Source organism: Rhizobium sp. J15 (genome assembly GCF_002531825.1).
In the GTDB taxonomy this organism is placed as follows: Bacteria; Pseudomonadota; Alphaproteobacteria; order Rhizobiales; family Rhizobiaceae; genus Rhizobium.
This window is the reverse complement of the sequence record NZ_NWSX01000033.1, coordinates 1-16,433: the sequence shown is the minus strand read 5'-3', so window position 1 is coordinate 16,433 and position 16,433 is coordinate 1. Positions and strand designations below refer to the sequence as shown.

Sequence of the window (16,433 nt, the reverse complement as noted above, 5' to 3'; positions counted from 1 at the left end):
TGCGGCAGCAACTGCAATATCGGCCGCTTGTGCCAAAAAGATACATGCCGGGTTGGCATATTTCCTGCTTCGGGCGCGCCATGACAAGAGATATCGGGATGCCTTCACGCCGTGACATGCTTCTGCTTCTCGCCGCCTCGGCTGTTGCCGGATGGACGGCGCCGCGCGCCCTCGCCTCGCCGCTGACGGCGGCCGCCGAGCCGGATCTGCGCGGCGCGACCGACGCGGTCGAATACCGCGTCATTCCCGAAAGCGGCGATCGCAAGACCCGCAACCTGCAGCAGATGATCGAACAGGCGGCGCGCGAGAACGTGCCTGTTTTCCTGCCGCCCGGTACCTACCGGATCTCCAATCTCACCCTGCCCGACAATACGCGCATATCAGGCGTGCCCGGCGCATCGCGGATCGTCTATACCGGCGAGGGCCACCTCTTTGCGGCCGAAAACGTGCGGCGCATCGAGCTTTCCAATCTCGTCATCGACGGCGGCAACCGCTGGCTTGGCGACTATGCCGGCGGGCTCGTTCAATTTACCGGCGTCGACGAGGTGCTGATCGACAATTGCGAGATCGGCGGCAGCCGCAAGCACGGCCTGCAACTGGAGCGCTGCGGCGGGCGGATCGAGCGCAGCCGCATTTCCGGCGCTGCCCAATCCGGGCTTTACGCGGTCGATTCCGCCAGTCTTTCGATCGTTGCGAATAAGGTCTCGGATTGCGGCAATGGCGGCATCCTCGTGCATCGCTGGAAGAAGGCGGAGGACGGCACGGTCGTTTCAGGAAACCGGATTTCCAACATCCGCGCCAATGATGGCGGCACCGGCCAGAACGGCAACGGCATCAATATCTTCCGCGCCGATGGCGTGATGGTGGTGAACAACCACATATCCGACTGCGCTTTCACGGCGATCCGCGCCAATTCGGCCTCGGACATCCAGATCAGCAGCAACCAGTGCCGACGCTCCGGCGAGACGGCGATCTATGTCGAATTCGCCTTCGAGGGCGCGGTCGTTTCCGCCAATCTGATCGATGGAGCCGCGAACGGCATTTCGATCGCCAATTTCGACGAAGGCGGGCGGCTCGCGAGCGTCACCGGCAATATCGTGCGCAACCTGACGCTGAAGGGCCCTTACCAGCACGAGGTCGGTTTCGGCATCGGCATTGCGGCGGAGGCCGACACGCTGGTTTCCGGCAATGTGATCGAAGGCGCACCGCGCTGGGGTCTGCAGATCGGCTGGGGTCCCTATCTCCGCAACGTCATCGTCAACGGCAATGTCGTGCGCAAGGCGCCGGTCGGCTGCGCCGTCTCGGTCGCCGACGGCGCGGGAACCGCCGTCATCACCGACAATGTGTTCCAGGACACCCCAAAGGGCGCGGTTCTCGGCTTTCAATGGGAGAAGAAAGTTTCCGGCGAAATGGCAGGCGGCGGCTCGCCCTATGCGCAGCTCACCATCGAGAGAAACCGCATCTCCTGACAAGCAGCGCCGGAAACGCCTTGGGGATTGCGCCGCCGGCGATCAGGGGCGACCGCTTCCCTTCCTATGCTCGCTTTCCTGATTGACGCCGCGCACCATGTTGCGATCCTCGTTTCCGGTGTCCGGGCCGGCCTTCAGGTCGCTTCCTTTTCGGTGCGCTTTCCTCGCCTGTTCGTTGCGGTGCAGGTCGGCCGAAGCGTCGAAGGACCCATCGGCATTTGCGGTTTTCTCGCGTTTTTCGATGACGCGAAGCTGCTGTTCATGCGTCTTCTTCCCCGCCATGACATTCTTCCTTTCCCTGGTATCTGTGCTTCGCACACGGCTGGTGGCCTTGGAGCCTCGACGGCTCCGGTCTCCTGGTCGAACCTGCCGGCGTCGCCATTGTTCCCCGGACACCGCCACAGCATCAAAAGCTTTCATCGTCCTATCAGCGGCGAGGACTTTTCCGAGGGCGAGCTGGCGTTTACGGTTTCTCCGAAACATCGGGGGATCTTGTCGTGCTGACAATTTACGGAGTCTATCGATCGCGCGCATCACGCGTCTACTGGATGGCGGAGGAGCTCGGGCTCCAGTTCCGGTCGGTGCCGGTGCTGCAGGCAAGACGGCTGGTAAGCCCGCTGTCTGACGAGGCGCCTCTCAACACCCAAGCGCCGGATTTTCTCGCAGTCAACCCGATGGGCCAGATCCCTAGCATCAAGGATGGCGACGTGGTGATGCACGAGTCGCTGGCGATCAATCTCTACCTCGCCCGCAAACATGGCGGACCGCTTTCCGGCAAAACCGTCGAAGAAGACGGATTGCTGACGATGTGGACGATCTGGGCGGCATCGCAGGTCGAACCCGAGACGGTGAGGATCGTGCTCACTTATGATAACGGGCTCGAAAACAGCGAGGGCGGCAAGCAGACGATCGCGGCGGCCTGCCGCTCCCTGCGCAGACCGCTTGCGGCGCTTGAAAGCCACCTTGCCGGCAAGCAGTGGATCGTCGGCGACCGCTTCACCGTTGCCGATCTCAACATCGCCGAGGTGCTGCGCTACGCCCAGAGCGAAGGGGCCCTTTTCGACGCCCATCCGAACGTCAAGGCCTGGATCGAACGCTGCCAGTCCCGTCCGGCCTATAAGGCGATGCAGGCGACCCGCGGCAAGGAGCCGATGGAAGTCTGAATTATTTAAACAAAGCGACGGTGCCGGCCATTTCCTCACGGATCCACGCCTTGAAATCCTTCACCTTCTTCGGCTCGCGCACGCCTTCCGCCGTGACGAAGTAATGGCCGAAGCCGGTTCGCGCGCGAATACCGAAGGGAGCGACCAGCCGGCCCTCGGCAAGCGAAAATGCGGCAAGGGTCTGCCAGGCAAGCATGACGCCCTGCCCGGCGATGGCGGCATCGAGGCAGAGCGAGGCATCGTTGAAGACATGGCGGGTCGCAAGCGTGGCGCCTGACAGACCCGCCTCGCGCATCCAGACTTCCCAGTTGAACATCGCGCGGCCGTCGATGACGGCGGGCAGTTCCAGAATATCGGCAGGCTCCTTCAATCTCGCCGCCATCTCAGGAGAGCAGACGGGAAAGACCTCCTGTTCCAGCAGCAGCTCCGCCCGCACATCCGGCCATTTGCCGACGCCGACGCGAATGCCGATATCGACATCGCAGAGAGCAGGATTGACGAGATTGTGCGTCGCATCCAATCGCAGCTTGATATCGGGATGACGTTCGGCAAAGCGATCCAGCCGGCAGACGAGCCAGCGGGCGGCAAAAACCGGCGCCACGGAGATTGTCAGGATCGTATCGTCCTTACGCTGGGCGATCGAGACGGCGGCCGAAAGACGGGCAAAGCCCTCATCGAGCGCGAAGAGCACGGGCCGGGCCGCTTCGGTCACGATCATTCCCCTGGCGGTGCGCTCGAAGATCACCTGGCCGAGCTGCGCCTCCGCCTTGATGACCTGCTGACTGACGGCGCCGACCGAAACGCCGAGCTCTTCGGCCGCCGCCTGCAGCGAGCCGAGACGCCCGACGGCTTCCAGCGCCCGAAGGCCGTTGAGATGGACGGAGTTCAAGTTCTTCATATAGTTTTTCTATAGCGGCGCCACGGCAATCTCAATTGAAAACTGAGCCGCCGGGGCCGATATTGTCACATGCAAGCTCGATGGCGCCAGCCACCGACGATCATATTTCCATTGAAGAAAGCGAGGCATGCCATGTCATTGCTGAAGTTTTTCTTGAAGCCTGCCCTTAACCTCGCCAATACCGACAGTGCAGATCCCCCATGGAAGAGCGATCCGCTGCAGCATCCGGAGGTCGAGCGCATGTCGATGCGCGAAATCGCCGATCTGCCGCTCGGCATTCAGGCCGGCCTTCCTGCCGAGGCCAATCCGCCCTTGGCGAAATGCGCGTGAGAATATGCTAGGCTTCGCCCCGAGAAGAAGGGCGAAACAATGACGGGCCATGTCGATGCGATCTTCGAACGGCTGAAGCGGCTGACGGTGGAAGCCGGCCTACCCGGCGTCGAAGAAAGCACCTCCTATGGCAATCCGGCGCTGAAGGTCGGCGGCAAGAGTTTCGTCGCCGTGAAGAACACTGAGACGATCGTGATTTCGATCGCGATCGACGACAAGGAACATCTGCTCGAAATGGCGCCCGAGATCTATTTCCAGACCGATCATTATGTCGGCTGGCCGTATCTGCCCCTGCGGGTCACGATGATCGGCGACGAGGAACTGCGGTTCCGGCTGATCGGCGCCTGGCTTTTCCGGGCGCCGAAGAAACTTGCGTCACGTTTCGGAAATCAGGCCTGATCGTAGGCCAGCGCCCGCTGGACGGCGGGGCGCTGCAGCATGCGGGCGTGGTGGTCGCTCGCCTTTTCGAAGCGGGCGGGATCGACGCCGTCCGACGGCAGCCAGCCCGTCATGGTGAAGAGATAGGGATCGGCGACCGTATAGGTCTCGCCCATCACCCACGGCCCCTCGAACATGGTCTGCTCGATCAGGGTGAAACAGTCGGCCATGTTTTGCGGCACCTTCGCCTTCATCGCCTCGATTGCCGCGGGATCGTCGGACCAGCGGGAGCCGCGCGGGCGATGGGCATGGTTCACATGCACGGTCGAGCAGATATAGCTGTTGAAGGACAGCAGCCTGGCAAATTCGAAGGCGTCGTCGAGCGGAGCCAGCTTCGCGACGGGCGCGCGCTGGGCGATGTAAGCCAGGATCGCCGGCGTTTCCGTCAGCACGCCGCGATCGGTGACCAGCGCCGGCACACGGCCCTTCGGATTGATCTTCAGATAGTCCGCCGAACGCTGCTCGCCCTCGCGGATATTGACCTTCTTCACTTCGAAGGCCAGGCCGGATTCTTCCAGGGCAATGAGGCTTGCGAGCGCGCAGGTTCCCGGCGCGTAAAACAAAGTCAGCATGGTTTCGACTCCCTTTCGGCAGGTTTTATAGCGCAGGGGTGGGCGAGCCGGAACTGAGGAAGATCGGGTTTGCAGACAATGATTGGCTTGCAGCGCGGCTCCTCTCAACCGACCGAAGGGTCGGTTGAGAGCGTGAGCAGCACAGCCTTGAATGCGCTGAGCGCAAGCGAGGCAAAGCAGAGGACGCCCCCTCACCCGCAGCCCGGCACATCTTCCAGCCGGTGCCAAACCGGGATGCCGCGTTCCCTGGCGGTGCGCACGTCGTTATCCGCACCCTTGGAATCGCCCGGCAGGCGCAGTACGCCCTCGCAGAGCTGCAGCAGCCGGCCGGCGACCGGGTGGAAGATTTCCTCGTAAAGCGCATCGCCGACCGACCTGCCGCCGGCGGCATGCCAGATCGGCAGCGCCACCCATTCGCCGATCATCGGCACGTGGCCTGCGGCAAACAGCTTGTGCGAGGGTTCCTCCAGCCGCTTCAAGTTGGCGGCCATCTTTTCAGGGTCGTCGCCCGTTCCGGACCGATACGGGCCGGCAATCAAAATCAGCATGATCCACTCCATCGCTGAGCATTCCCGGCCTCATGCACGGGATGTCACGAAAATGCACGATATTTCTTGAATGTCGAGTCTATTCGTGCAACATCATGCCATCTCGTTCAATTTCGTGCGGAGAGACAATGCTGACGACACAGCGCAAGAGCCTCATCCTCGATATCCTGCGCCGCGACGGCCAGGTGATCGCCAAGCGCGTGGCCGAGGAATTTGCACTTTCGGAAGACACGATCCGGCGCGACCTCAGGGAAATGGCGGCGGAGGGGCTGTTGAAGCGCGTGCATGGCGGGGCAATGCCGCTTTCGCCCGACTTGCCCGATTTCACCGCGCGGCGCAGCGTCTCGTCAGAGATCAAGGCACGGCTCGGCGCGAAGGCGGCGGCGATGATCAAGCCCGGTCAGATGATCTTCCTCGACGGCGGCACGACCACGGCCGAGATCGCCCGGCAATTGCCGCGCGACATGCCGCTGACGGTTGCAACCCACAGCCCGACGATCGCCGCCGAGCTGGAGCACCACCCGACGGCCGAGGTGATCCTTACCGGCGGACGGATCTACAAACATTCGATGGTGGCGGTCGGGGCAGCGGCAGTGGCGGCGATCTCGCAGCTGCGTCCCGATCTGTTTTTCCTCGGCGTCACGGCGGTGCATCCGGTGCACGGGCTTTCCACCGGCGATTTCGAGGAAGCGGCGATCAAGCGGCATATCGCCCGCTGTTCGGCGGAGACCCATGTCTTGCTGACCGAGGAAAAGTTCGATCTGGTCTCGCCCTGCCCGGTGCTCGCAATTTCCGAGGTGGCGGGGCTGATCGTGCCGGCGGAGATGGCGGCCGAGCGGCTGAAACCCTATCGCGATCTCAACGGCACGATCGCCGTGGCATAGTCATTCGGTCAAAGCCGACGTGGCCCTGATATCGCCGACATGGATGCCGTTCCAGTTGCGCATGGACGTCGCAGCGAAGGCCGTCAGGGCGGCATGTACCTTCTCTTCCGTTTCGAAGAAGCGGGCGAGTGTGGCAGCGACCATGGCTTCGGCGGCGCGCGTCGCGCCATCCTCGCATTTCAGCGCGATGGCGATGCCCTTTTCCGGGATGGCAGCGCAGAAGACGCCCTCGGCGCCGGTCTTGACGAAGATGCGGTTGGGGGCGATCTGCATCATCACCGTGCAGGCGCGCCCGGTCCCGGCGACATAGAAGGGTTCGGCCATGCAGGCTTCGATCAGGCGGCGGGATGCCTTGGCGCGCAAGGGCTCCAGGCCGGTCCCGGTCGCCATTTTGGCAAAGCCGTGGGCAAGGCTCCGGAGCGGTACGGCATAGGTCGGAATGGAGCAGCCGTCGGTGCCGCAGCTCTCGGCGCCGAGCACGGCGCCGGTCAGGCTTTCCATCACCGCGCGGATTTCGACCTGCAGCGGGTGCCCGTAGCCGACGTAACCCTTCGGATCGACATCCTGATGGCAGCAGGTGCAGATGAAGCCGGCATGTTTTCCCGAGCAATTGTTGTGCAGCGCGGTCGGCGCATCGAGCGTACGGGCCTGATGGATCAGAACCTTCTGGCTCATCGACCAATGGGCGCCGCATTCCAGCGCTTCGGCATCGCGGCCGGCGCGCGCCAGCATGGAGGCGGCGAGCGCCACATGCTCGTCCTCGCCATTGTGCGAGGCGCAGGCGAGCGCCAGCTCCTTATCGCCGAAGCCGTAAGCGTCGGCCGCACCGCTTTCGATCAGCGGCAGCGCCTGCATCGCTTTGCAGGCGGAACGCGGGAAGACGACGGCTTCGACATCTCCGGCCGAGAAGACCAGCTTGCCATCACCATCGACGACGGCAACCGAGCCGCGATGGCGGCTTTCGACGAGCAGGCCGCGGGTGACTTCGACGGTGACGGGATTGGTCATGGGTTCTCATCCGGATGCTGGCGGGATGCGGCAGGCATACCGCGTCGGGGCGCGAAAGCCAACTCGGCTGATGAAGAACGGCGCATGCTCGGATCGCGCCCGGCTTTATCCGCCTCGGGCGAAAGGCCTTGAGATCGGACGCATCGAGACGCTATCCTGCAGCAGCGTTCACATTCCAGGGAATTATCTTGCAATCAGGCCTACCCATTTCAGAATCCATATTGTGGGTCTTTTTCACGGTCGTCTCTCTCATCCTGGCGTGCTGGCTGGCGCGCAAGCCCCAAAAGGCAAGCGTTGGGATCATCCTGGGAGCGCTTCTGGGATTGGTGTTGATATCAATTGCCTCAGCTCTCACCGGTTTCCTCGGAAACGTTCTTCCCCTTGGACAGATCGATTTCTGGCTTGCCAATCTGACAGCGCAAATCTGAAGCGCACAATCATCACTGGAATTGACCGAAACGATCGAAAACTATCGTTTCTCTGATATGTCCGATCCGGTTAAAGGTGGTTCATCAGGAACCGCCCCATGTCATCCAGTTTTGCCTTGATCCTCGGCGACAACAGGATCCGCATTCCCACCGTGACACTCGTCGCGCTCGCCTTCACCTATGCCTCGACCGTTCCCTATCAGTCGATCATCGGCATCAACGAACTGGGCTTGAGCAACGGCACCTATTCGGGCCTCGTGTTCTTCTCGGCGATCGTCAACGTCACCACGAGCCTGACGCTCGGCATCTGGTCGGACAGGCTGAAGGAGCGGCGGCAGCTGGTGCTGACGCTTTCGGTCGCCGGCATCCTCGGCTTCGGCTCGATTGCGATCATCCACAGCCCCGCCGTCTTCATCTTCTCGACGCTTCTGCTGGTGCCGATGAGCAATTCCACCTATTCGCTGCTATTCGCCAGCCTGCGCGCCAGGACCAACCAGATGGACCGCGGCCGGGCGGCGGCAATCACGGCAACGGTGCGGGCGCTGTTTTCCGGCTCCTGGGCGCTGGCGCCGGGGCTGATCGGCCTCTATCTCGTCAATTCACCATCGATGACGCCGGCCTATGGGATCGCGGCCGTCGCAAGCCTCATCTGCTTCTGCCTCTATTTCTTCTTCGCGCCCGGAAATGGCACCGCCGGTCCCGCCCCCGATCAAACCGGCTTCTTCGCTTCGCTGAAGCGGATCTTCATGCCTTATGTGCTGGCGCGCGTCGTCGTCATATCGCTGCTCTTCGGACTGCAGCGGCTGAACGGCATGCTCTCGCCGCTGGTCATCACTCATGCGGCCGGCGGCACCGTGGTCGATGTGGGCTTCATGGCCGGACTGACGGCCTTTCTCGAAATGCCGTTCATGGTGATGTGGGGCATGGCGCAGCGGCGCTTTCGCACCGCGCATGTGCTTGCCTTCGGCGCGCTGATCTATTGCAGCTATCTGATGCTGCTCGGCTTTGCCTCGGCGCGCTGGCATGTCTATGCGCTGCTGCTTCTCAACGCCTGCGGGGCGGCGGCGATCCTCAGCGTGCCGATCACCTATCTGCAGGACCTGATCGCGGACCGGCCGGGGCTCGGAAGCTCGCTGATCTCGCTCAACAGTTTCATCGGCACCGGCATCGCCGCCGGGCTCTTCGCCTTCGGCACATCGCTCACCGATTATTCCGGCACGGCCTTCGTCGGCGCAGCCGCGGGTATCGCGGCGATCGGAGCCTTGCTCTATCTCGAAAGCAGCAGACGCCAGGCGCGACAGCCGGCTTGACGCGCGGGTGAATAACGAGGTTGAGGGAGCGACAGGCCTCAATGCGGCGTGATGCGGTAGGCGCAGCGGCGCGCGCCGGCGAGGATGTGTTCGCTGCGCTCGACGTCGGCGCCGAGGGCGGCGCGGAAGGTTTCGAGTTCGGAACGGCAGAAGCCGGCGCAGGCAGCCGCTGCCGCGCAGATCGGGCAGTGGTTCTCGACCAGCATGAACGAACCGTCCTGCTGCTTCCAGCTGTCGGCCATGTAGCCCTCGCGGGTGCGGATGGCTGCGAGGCCTTCGACACGGGCCGCGAGATCGCCGGATTTTTCCAGCTCCTCCCGATAACGCTTCAGCGTCTCGGCCTCGCGGGCGGAGATGACGGCATCGAGCGCGGCGGGCCCGAGCTGTTCGACCAGCGTGCCGAGCAGGTTTGCCGTCAGCTCGGCATGACCGTCCGGAAACTGGCGATTGCCGGCGGCAGTCAGGTGCCAGAGCTGGCGCGGCCGGCCTCTGCCGGTGCCGGCAATGGTGACCGGTTCGACCAGCCCCTCCTCCGCCATCTTCGCCAGCTGTTGGCGAGCAGCCTCACCCGAAATGCCGAGCGCATCGCCGATCGCGGCCGCAAGCTGCGGGCCTTCGGTCTTTATCAGGATCAGAATCCGGTTGGCTGGGGATTGGCGCATATTTTCCAAGTCATATCTTGTTTTAATCGCATCGTCGTGTAATTTCCAATTTATAACTTGGAAAATAATCGCTCGCCAGCAAAAACATCGAGGACCATCGCATGTCCGATATCGATCAGACCATCGCCATTCCGAACGCCAGTTCGCTCTTCCGGCTCTTCCTGCCCGAACACTTGGCTGCAACGATGATGCTTGCCGGCGGTGTCACGCTTTATGCGGTCGAGAGTTACATCACAGCCACCATCGCGCCCTCGATCGTCCGCGATATCGGCGGCCTGGCCCTGTTTTCCTGGGTCACGAGCCTTTTCGTGGCCGCAGCCATACTCGGCTCCATCTTCGTCGCCATGCGGCCGCGCGGGATCGGGCTTCGCGCCGTCTATGTGATCGCCGCTCTGGTCTTCGGCGTGGGCAGCCTGATTGCGGCGGTCGCACCTTCGATGCCGGTGGTGCTGATCGGCCGCGCCGTGCAGGGCCTCGGCACGGGTGCGCTGGCGGCGCTCGGCTATGCCTTCATCCGCTTCGTCTATCCCGAGCCGCTGTGGCCGAAGGCCTCGACGCTCTATGCGGCGATCTGGGGTATTTCGACCGTCATCGGGCCAACGCTCGGCGGCTTCTTTTCATCGGGCAGCAGCTGGCGCTACGCCTTCATCGTGCTGGTGCCGCTCGGCTTGCTGATGGCGGTGCTGGCGCCGCGGCTATTGCCTGACGTCAAGGACGACCGTGATCAGGTGAAGACGCCGGTGGCGCAGATCGGGCTGCTGCTTGCCGCCGTTCTGTTGATCAGTGCGGCTGGCGCCAGCGAGACGACAGCCGTGAAAGTCGCGCTGATCGCCGCCTCGGTCATCGCGGTATCGGCCATGTTTCTCATCGAGCGGCGAAGCCGGAACCGCCTGCTGCCATTCGGCGCAGTGACCTTTTCCAAGCCGATTTCCCGAGTCTACCTGGCCATGCTCGCCATGACCATCGTGCTCGTCAGCGACGTCTTCATTCCTTATTTCCTGCAGACCCTGCATGGGGTGACGCCGCTGGTGTCGGGCTATCTCGTTGCGCTGGTCGCCGTCGGCTGGACGTTTGCCGCCTTTCTCAGCAGTTCGCTGACCGGCAGACGGGCCTATCTGGCCATCGTCGGCGGCGCGCTTATCGAGGCGGCCGCGACCGCTTCGCTCACGGTGTTCCTCGCCAGGGACAATCCGCAGGCGCATATGCTGCTTCTCGTGCCGGCGGCGACCGCCATGTTCATGATGGGCTTCGGTATCGGCCTCGGCTGGGCTCATCTCGTCGCCATGGTGCTGAAACTCGTTGCCAGCAACGAACAGGACAAGGCGTCGGCGGCAATTCCGACCATGAGTTCACTCGGCGGCGCCTTTGGTACGGCATTTGCCGGCGTCATCGCCAACAACGCCGGCCTCGTCGAGCCGGGCGGCATATCGGGCGCGCTGTCGGCGGCGCACTGGCTTTATCTGCTGATGGCGCTGCCCGGCGTGCTGGCGGTCGGCGTCTCGCTGACGCTAAAGCGCGTCGCATGAAACTTGATCATGCGACGCGCTTTATCCGAAAACCTCTCACACTTTCCGGCATCATGCGCTAACCCAGACGCAGCATGATCTTGCCGACATGGCTGCCCTCTTCCATCAGGCGGTGCGCCGCGACGACCTCCTCGAAGGCAAAGACCTTGTGGATGACGGGAGCGACGGCGCCGGCCTCCAGCAGCGGCCAGACTTCGGCGAGCAGATCGTCGCGGATGGCGCGTTTTTCCTCCGCGGTGCGCGGGCGCATGGTGGAGCCGGTGACCGTCAGGCGCTTGACCATGATCGGCGAGAGATTGACCTTTTCGGCGACGGCGCCGCCGAGGAAGGCGATGATCGACAGGCAGCCATCTTTGGCCAGCGAGGCGATATTGCGCTCGAAATAGGCAGCGCCGATCATGTCGAGGATGATGTCGACGCCCTGGCCGGTCTCGGCCTTGATCACCTCGGCGAAATCCTCGCTCCGGTAATTGATCGCGCGTCTGGCGCCGAGCTTTTCGCAGGCGTCGCATTTTTCCTTCGATCCTGCCGTCGCGTAGACCTCGGCGCCGAAGGCGCGGGCGAGCTGGATCGCCGTCGTGCCGATGCCGCTGGAACCGCCATGGATCAGCACCGTCTCGCCTTCCGTCAGCCCGGCCATCTGGAAGAGATTGGCCCAGACGGTGAAGAAGGTTTCAGGAAGGGCCGCTGCCTTCACGGCGTCATAGCCCTTCGGAAACGGCAGGATCTGGCCTGCCGGCAGCAGGCAATATTCGGCATAGGCGCCGCCATTGGCAAGGCCGCAGACCTTGTCGCCGACCGCATGGCCGCTGACGCCAGGCCCTACGGCGACGATTTCGCCTGCAAGCTCCAGCCCGAGGATCGGACTTGCGTCCTTGGGCGGCGGATAGCTGCCCTGGCGCTGGGCAAGATCGGGACGGTTGACGCCGATCGCCTCGGCGCGCACGAGAACCTGCCCCTCTTCGGGCACCGGCAGCGGGCGCCTGCCGATCGTCATAACCTCCGGCCCGCCGAAGGAGTTGAGATCGACGAAACGCATTTCCTGAGGCAATGGCATGGCGCGATCCTCCCTGATCCGAAACAGGGAGATAAATCAGCCCCCTGGGCTTGGGAAGGCAGGAAGTGGCAAAGGCGTCAATTCGCCTCGCCCAGGAGATGGAAGACGAGGCCTTCCTCGCTCTCCTTGGCGGCCGACTTGATGACGGCGATCTCGGCGCTGACGCGGTTGATATCGTCGATGACGAGACCTTCCGGCAGCTCGATGACGCCGATCGAGCAGCGCATCAGCGGGAACAGGGCTTCCACGCCGGCGCGATCGTGACCGAGGATACGGCCGGCGGCGCGGTGCTCGTCGGAATAGAGATCGAGCACGTCGTCGTGGAAATCACTGATCAGCCGGTCGAGGATTTCCGTCAGTTCCTCCTTGGTCCAGCCGACGACGCCGATGAAGAAGTCATCGCCGCCGACATGGCCGAGGAAATGACGCTCGGCGAAGAAATAGCGGCGCATCAGCGCGGCAAACAGCGAGATCGCATGGTCGCCGAGATGGAAGCCGTAGGCATCGTTGAACGGCTTGAAATTGTCGAAGTCGCAATAGCAGAAATGGCGGACCTCATCGCCGTCGCGGCCGGACTGGCGCATGAAATCGCGGATGGCGCGGTTGCCGGGCAGGCCGGTCAGCGGGTTCTGGTCCTGCGCCGTCTTCAGCTGCTTCTCGTTGATGACCTTGATCAGCGAGGCGGCGGAGACGACGCCGGCATAGCGCATATTGTCGGTCAGGATCAGGCAGTTGCTGCCTTCCATATTGGCGAAGATCGCCATCAGCTGCTCGGCGTCGCTGTCGAGACCGACGATCGGCGCCATCTCGACGAAATGCGAGATGCTGCGCTCATACATCTTGTTCTTCAGGAGATCGCGGCCGAAGGGCTGATAAATATATTCCTTGAGGTGGTGCTCGTGGATGATGCCCCGCGGCTCGCTATTGGCGTTGAGAACGGGAAAGAAGGCCTGGCGCGGATTGCGGCGGAACAGTTCGAAGACGCTGTCGATGCTGTCGTTCTCGTAAACCGCCGGCAGAAGCTCGATCTGCTTGCGGATGAGGATCTCGTCGAGCGACTGGTTGTTGCGCTTGCTCTTGTCGAGCTCCTGCAGATGCGGAAAGCACGGCGCCAGTTCGGAAACATGCGTCGTCGGGCGGGAGATGAACCAGCCCTGGACAAGATCGACGCCATATTCGCGACAGGCAATGAATTCAGCCTCGGTTTCGATGCCCTCGGCAATGACGCGCGTGCCGAGCACATGGGCAATGTTGACGATGCTTTTCAGCAGGTGGCGCTTGCGCGGGCTGCGATCGATATCGGCAACGAAGTGACGGTCGATCTTCAGGTAATCGACGGGATGATCGCAGAGCAGCTTAATCTCGCCGTGGCCGACGCCGAAGTCGTCGATTGCCAGCTTGAAGCCGGCCTTGCGCAGTTTGGAAACGAGGGCGGAAAACTCCGGCACGCTGGTATTGTCGAAACGTTCGGAGAATTCGAAGCACACGGAGGATGGCGGAATATTGGCCGTCCTCAAATGCTGCAGCAGGTTCTCGACCAGGCGTTCGCCATGCGGGATAAGCCGGACATCGAGATTGAGGAAAAGTGTGGAGGTGGAGAAGTTCGACAGCGTTGCGAATTTCGCAAGCGCGCGGCTCGCCACCATCTGTTCGAGCTGCAGCAGCTGGCTGGCCTGGTGGGCTTCGTCGAGAATTTCCATCGGCGTGTCGAAGCCGATGCGCTCCTGCCCGCGCATGAGGGATTCGTAACCGAAAACCGTGCCGGTGCCGGCCTCGACGATCGGCTGGAAGGCGTTCTCGATGACAAGCTTGGCAAGCGTTACGATCTGATCGCTGGCATAGCGGCGCAAAACACCCGGCTCGACGGTGGCCAGGGACATTCCAGTCTTCATGTGGGCCGATCTCCACTGTGACTTGTTCTTTTTCGCCTGGAACATGCCGCAGAAGGATCAATGAACTCTTTCGCCAATATGAAAGTTTTATGAAACGCGCGAGGCGCGCCCACGCGTTCCACGATTATCAGATTTTACAATGCAATCAAAAGCTTGCTTAGGCGGAGCGGCGGCGTTCCGCTTCGTGATCGGCAAACATGTCGGCGACGCATCTGCCGCTGGAAGGGACGTCCTCGTCATCGAGAACATCGCCGCGAAATTCGCCCATCTTGCGAGCGGTATCCCAGAGGCGGAGCGCCTCGCGGACGACCTCGCTGCTTGAAGCATAACCGCCATTATCGACGGCGGCACGAATGCCCGCTGCTTGTTGCGGAGAGATGGAAACGGTGACCATCGGCATGGACTTCCTCCCTATTTTCAATCAGGCAGAATCCTGCCTCATGGGGGACGCATGACCATTTTCGGCATTTTCGACGATATCTCGCCGATGCCTTGTTGCACTCGCACGCGCTGGCGTTTCGCGTATCGAATAGCCTTAACCCTTAAAGTCTAATCCCCTGCCATGCCCTTGTCAAAAAAGAAACGGCTGGAAGGCGGCGCCGGGACATCGTTCTCCACTGTTTCAACTGCGGATGCCGAAGCCGAAGGCGATCATCGTCCAGCCCTGGAGGATGAGATCTGCGGCCAGGAAAAGGCCAAGGATCCACAGGCTGTTCACTGGCCAGCCGAGCGCGATGACAAAGCCGGCGAGCGCCGTGATGACACCGCTTGCGACGATCCAGCCCCAGCCCTTGGCCGGCTTCATCCGCCTGCCGACCCACGTGCGGAAAACGCCGGCGATGAGAAGGGCGATGGCGAGAAACAGCGTCAATGCCGCCGATGTCAGGATCGGATTGATGAAGGCGCAGATGCCGGCGAGCACATAGAGCAGGCCGCTCAGCGCCCAGAAGAGCACATGATCCCAGCCGCGCACCTGGAAGGCGTGGACGAGATAGATCACACCGCCGAACAGCATGAGCATGCCGACGTAATAGACCGAGACGACGGTGGCGAGCATCAGATTGCCGAGCGCGATCAAGCCGCAGATGAACAGCAGCACCCCAAGGCCGACGAACCAGATCCATTTCGACCGCAACTGGGATGTCGGCATTCCGTCAAAGACATCTGTCATAACGCACCTCCCCGGGTGATTTTGAATATGTTGCAGCAAAGCTTCGGGAAAAGATCCGAATAGCTGCCAAACGCGAAAGATTTTTATTGATTGATCAGTCAATCAAAATTAACATGGCGCCGTTATCAGGGAGATGTGGCCTTGCCCAAAGTCGGAATGGAGCCGGTGCGCCGCAAGGCGCTTGTCGATGCGGCGCTGCGGGTGATCGGCGATCACGGCTCGCTTGCCGTCACCATGTCCGATATCGCCCGCCAGGCCGGCGTGTCGCCAGCCCTTGCGCATCATTATTTCGGCAGCAAGGAGCAATTGCTGATCGAGACGATCCGCTCGCTTCTGCGGCAGTTGCGTCGCGATGCGGTCGTGGCGCTCAAGCAGGCGCGGACGCCGCGTGAGCGGCTTTCGGCCATCGTTCGCGTCAGCTTCCATGCCGACCAGTTCGCGCCGGAGACGATTGCCGCCTGGCTTGCCTTTTATGCCGAAGCGCAGCGTTCGGAGGAGACACGCCGTTTCCTGGTGATCTATGCCCGCCGACTGCGCTCCAACCTGCTTGCCGATCTCAAGGCGCTGCTGCCGGCCGACGCCGCAGAACGCATCGCCGAGGGCGCAGCGGCGATGATCGACGGGCTCTATATCAGGCAGAGTTTGAAATCAGCGCCGATCGGCATCGAAGCCTCGATCGCGCTGACGGAGGATTATCTGAATGCGCTTCTGGCCTCCACGTCCCCTTCTCCCCTGAAGGAGAAGGGAAAACCACTTCGCACCATCCAAGGACAAATGACATGAAAGCCCAGCCGACAGCCTCGCACTTCATCGACGGCGAATATGTCGAGGATACCGACGGCACCGTCATCGAGAGCCTCTATCCCGCCACCGGCGAGGTGATCGCCCGGCTGCACGCGGCAACGCCTGCGATCGTCGAGAAGGCGATCGCGGCGGCCAAACGCGCCCAGCCGGAATGGGCGGCGATGAGCCCGATGGCGCGCGGCCGTATCCTCAAACGCGCCGCCGAGATCATGCGCGAGAGAAACCGCGAATTGTCGGAACTGGAAACGCTCGACACCGGCAAGCCGATCCAGG

General features: G+C 62.3%; 19 protein-coding genes. 9 read left to right on the top strand and 10 right to left on the bottom strand.

From position 1 onward, the window contains the following. Nucleotides 1-98 precede the first annotated feature (98 nt). Nucleotides 99-1,469 (top strand): TIGR03808 family TAT-translocated repetitive protein, encoded by a 1,371-nt coding sequence (locus tag CO670_RS23340; RefSeq protein ID WP_097592446.1) that lies wholly within the window; start codon nucleotides 99-101, stop codon nucleotides 1,467-1,469. Nucleotides 1,470-1,511: 42 nt separating this feature from the next. On the opposite strand, the gene CO670_RS23335 is transcribed toward CO670_RS23340, so the two are convergent. After that, a complete protein-coding gene (locus CO670_RS23335; protein WP_097592396.1) occupies nucleotides 1,512-1,751 on the bottom strand; it encodes a hypothetical protein in 240 nt (79 codons plus the stop codon). 215 nt (nucleotides 1,752-1,966) lie between these two features. Here CO670_RS23335 and CO670_RS23330 point away from each other — a divergent pair, with 215 nt between their 5' ends. Further along, nucleotides 1,967-2,632: a glutathione S-transferase family protein gene (locus tag CO670_RS23330; RefSeq protein ID WP_097592395.1), complete on the top strand. Its 666-nt coding sequence runs from the start codon at nucleotides 1,967-1,969 to the stop codon at nucleotides 2,630-2,632. Between the two features lies 1 nt (nucleotide 2,633). On the opposite strand, the gene CO670_RS23325 is transcribed toward CO670_RS23330, so the two are convergent. After that, entirely contained in the window at nucleotides 2,634-3,530 is an 897-nt protein-coding gene (locus CO670_RS23325) for a LysR substrate-binding domain-containing protein (protein WP_097592394.1), read from the bottom strand. Between the two features lie 132 nt (nucleotides 3,531-3,662). Here CO670_RS23325 and CO670_RS23320 point away from each other — a divergent pair, with 132 nt between their 5' ends. Next, nucleotides 3,663-3,860 carry a hypothetical protein gene (locus CO670_RS23320; protein ID WP_097592393.1) on the top strand — a complete coding sequence of 66 codons (198 nt, stop codon included), beginning with the start codon at nucleotides 3,663-3,665 and terminating at the stop codon, nucleotides 3,858-3,860. Nucleotides 3,861-3,899: 39 nt separating this feature from the next. Then, on the top strand, nucleotides 3,900-4,259 hold the full coding sequence (locus CO670_RS23315; protein ID WP_097592392.1) for an MmcQ/YjbR family DNA-binding protein: 360 nt from the start codon (nucleotides 3,900-3,902) through the stop codon (nucleotides 4,257-4,259). Here the strand turns inward: CO670_RS23315 and CO670_RS23310 are convergent. Next, the gene (locus CO670_RS23310; RefSeq protein ID WP_097592391.1) at nucleotides 4,250-4,870 is read right to left on the bottom strand and encodes a glutathione S-transferase family protein; all 621 of its coding nucleotides are present in this window, start codon (nucleotides 4,868-4,870) and stop codon (nucleotides 4,250-4,252) included. The genes CO670_RS23315 and CO670_RS23310 overlap by 10 nt on opposite strands. A gap of 191 nt (nucleotides 4,871-5,061) precedes the next feature. Then, nucleotides 5,062-5,418, bottom strand: coding sequence for a DUF4406 domain-containing protein (locus tag CO670_RS23305; protein WP_097592445.1), 357 nt, complete (start codon nucleotides 5,416-5,418; stop codon nucleotides 5,062-5,064). 128 nt (nucleotides 5,419-5,546) lie between these two features. On the opposite strand from CO670_RS23305, the gene CO670_RS23300 reads away from it, so the two are divergent. Next, a complete protein-coding gene (locus tag CO670_RS23300) occupies nucleotides 5,547-6,302 on the top strand; it encodes a DeoR/GlpR family DNA-binding transcription regulator (RefSeq protein ID WP_097592390.1) in 756 nt (251 codons plus the stop codon). On the opposite strand, the gene CO670_RS23295 is transcribed toward CO670_RS23300, so the two are convergent. Then, nucleotides 6,303-7,310: an asparaginase gene (locus CO670_RS23295; RefSeq protein ID WP_097592389.1), complete on the bottom strand. Its 1,008-nt coding sequence runs from the start codon at nucleotides 7,308-7,310 to the stop codon at nucleotides 6,303-6,305. It abuts the gene before it with no gap. A 526-nt stretch (nucleotides 7,311-7,836) separates the two neighbouring features. Here CO670_RS23295 and CO670_RS23285 point away from each other — a divergent pair. Then, nucleotides 7,837-9,048, top strand: coding sequence for an MFS transporter (locus CO670_RS23285; RefSeq protein ID WP_097592388.1), 1,212 nt, complete (start codon nucleotides 7,837-7,839; stop codon nucleotides 9,046-9,048). Nucleotides 9,049-9,086: 38 nt separating this feature from the next. On the opposite strand, the gene CO670_RS23280 is transcribed toward CO670_RS23285, so the two are convergent. Beyond that, the gene (locus CO670_RS23280) at nucleotides 9,087-9,710 is read right to left on the bottom strand and encodes a MarR family transcriptional regulator (protein WP_097592387.1); all 624 of its coding nucleotides are present in this window, start codon (nucleotides 9,708-9,710) and stop codon (nucleotides 9,087-9,089) included. Nucleotides 9,711-9,811: 101 nt separating this feature from the next. Here CO670_RS23280 and CO670_RS23275 point away from each other — a divergent pair, with 101 nt between their 5' ends. Then, nucleotides 9,812-11,236, top strand: coding sequence for an MFS transporter (locus CO670_RS23275; protein ID WP_097592386.1), 1,425 nt, complete (start codon nucleotides 9,812-9,814; stop codon nucleotides 11,234-11,236). Nucleotides 11,237-11,294: 58 nt separating this feature from the next. Here CO670_RS23275 and CO670_RS23270 read toward each other — a convergent pair whose 3' ends face one another. The 4 genes from CO670_RS23270 to CO670_RS23255 all read right to left on the bottom strand — a co-directional run bounded on the left by CO670_RS23270 (nucleotide 11,295) and on the right by CO670_RS23255 (nucleotide 15,356). Continuing rightward, complete coding sequence (locus CO670_RS23270; protein WP_097592385.1) at nucleotides 11,295-12,293, bottom strand: NAD(P)H-quinone oxidoreductase; 999 nt, start codon at nucleotides 12,291-12,293, stop codon at nucleotides 11,295-11,297. Between the two features lie 77 nt (nucleotides 12,294-12,370). Further along, complete coding sequence (locus CO670_RS23265) at nucleotides 12,371-14,230, bottom strand: EAL domain-containing protein (RefSeq protein ID WP_141502362.1); 1,860 nt, start codon at nucleotides 14,228-14,230, stop codon at nucleotides 12,371-12,373. A 112-nt stretch (nucleotides 14,231-14,342) separates the two neighbouring features. Beyond that, nucleotides 14,343-14,585, bottom strand: coding sequence for a type II toxin-antitoxin system ParD family antitoxin (locus CO670_RS23260; RefSeq protein WP_088688201.1), 243 nt, complete (start codon nucleotides 14,583-14,585; stop codon nucleotides 14,343-14,345). A gap of 222 nt (nucleotides 14,586-14,807) precedes the next feature. After that, nucleotides 14,808-15,356: an HdeD family acid-resistance protein gene (locus CO670_RS23255; protein ID WP_097592383.1), complete on the bottom strand. Its 549-nt coding sequence runs from the start codon at nucleotides 15,354-15,356 to the stop codon at nucleotides 14,808-14,810. Nucleotides 15,357-15,497: 141 nt separating this feature from the next. Between CO670_RS23255 and betI the strand changes: the two genes are divergently transcribed. Both betI and CO670_RS23245 read left to right on the top strand, forming a co-directional pair. Next, nucleotides 15,498-16,139 (top strand): transcriptional regulator BetI, encoded by a 642-nt coding sequence (gene betI, locus CO670_RS23250; protein WP_097592382.1) that lies wholly within the window; start codon nucleotides 15,498-15,500, stop codon nucleotides 16,137-16,139. Beyond that, nucleotides 16,136-16,433: aldehyde dehydrogenase family protein (locus CO670_RS23245; protein ID WP_141502360.1), on the top strand; the 298-nt coding region annotated here is incomplete at its 3' end. The genes betI and CO670_RS23245, both read left to right, overlap by 4 nt.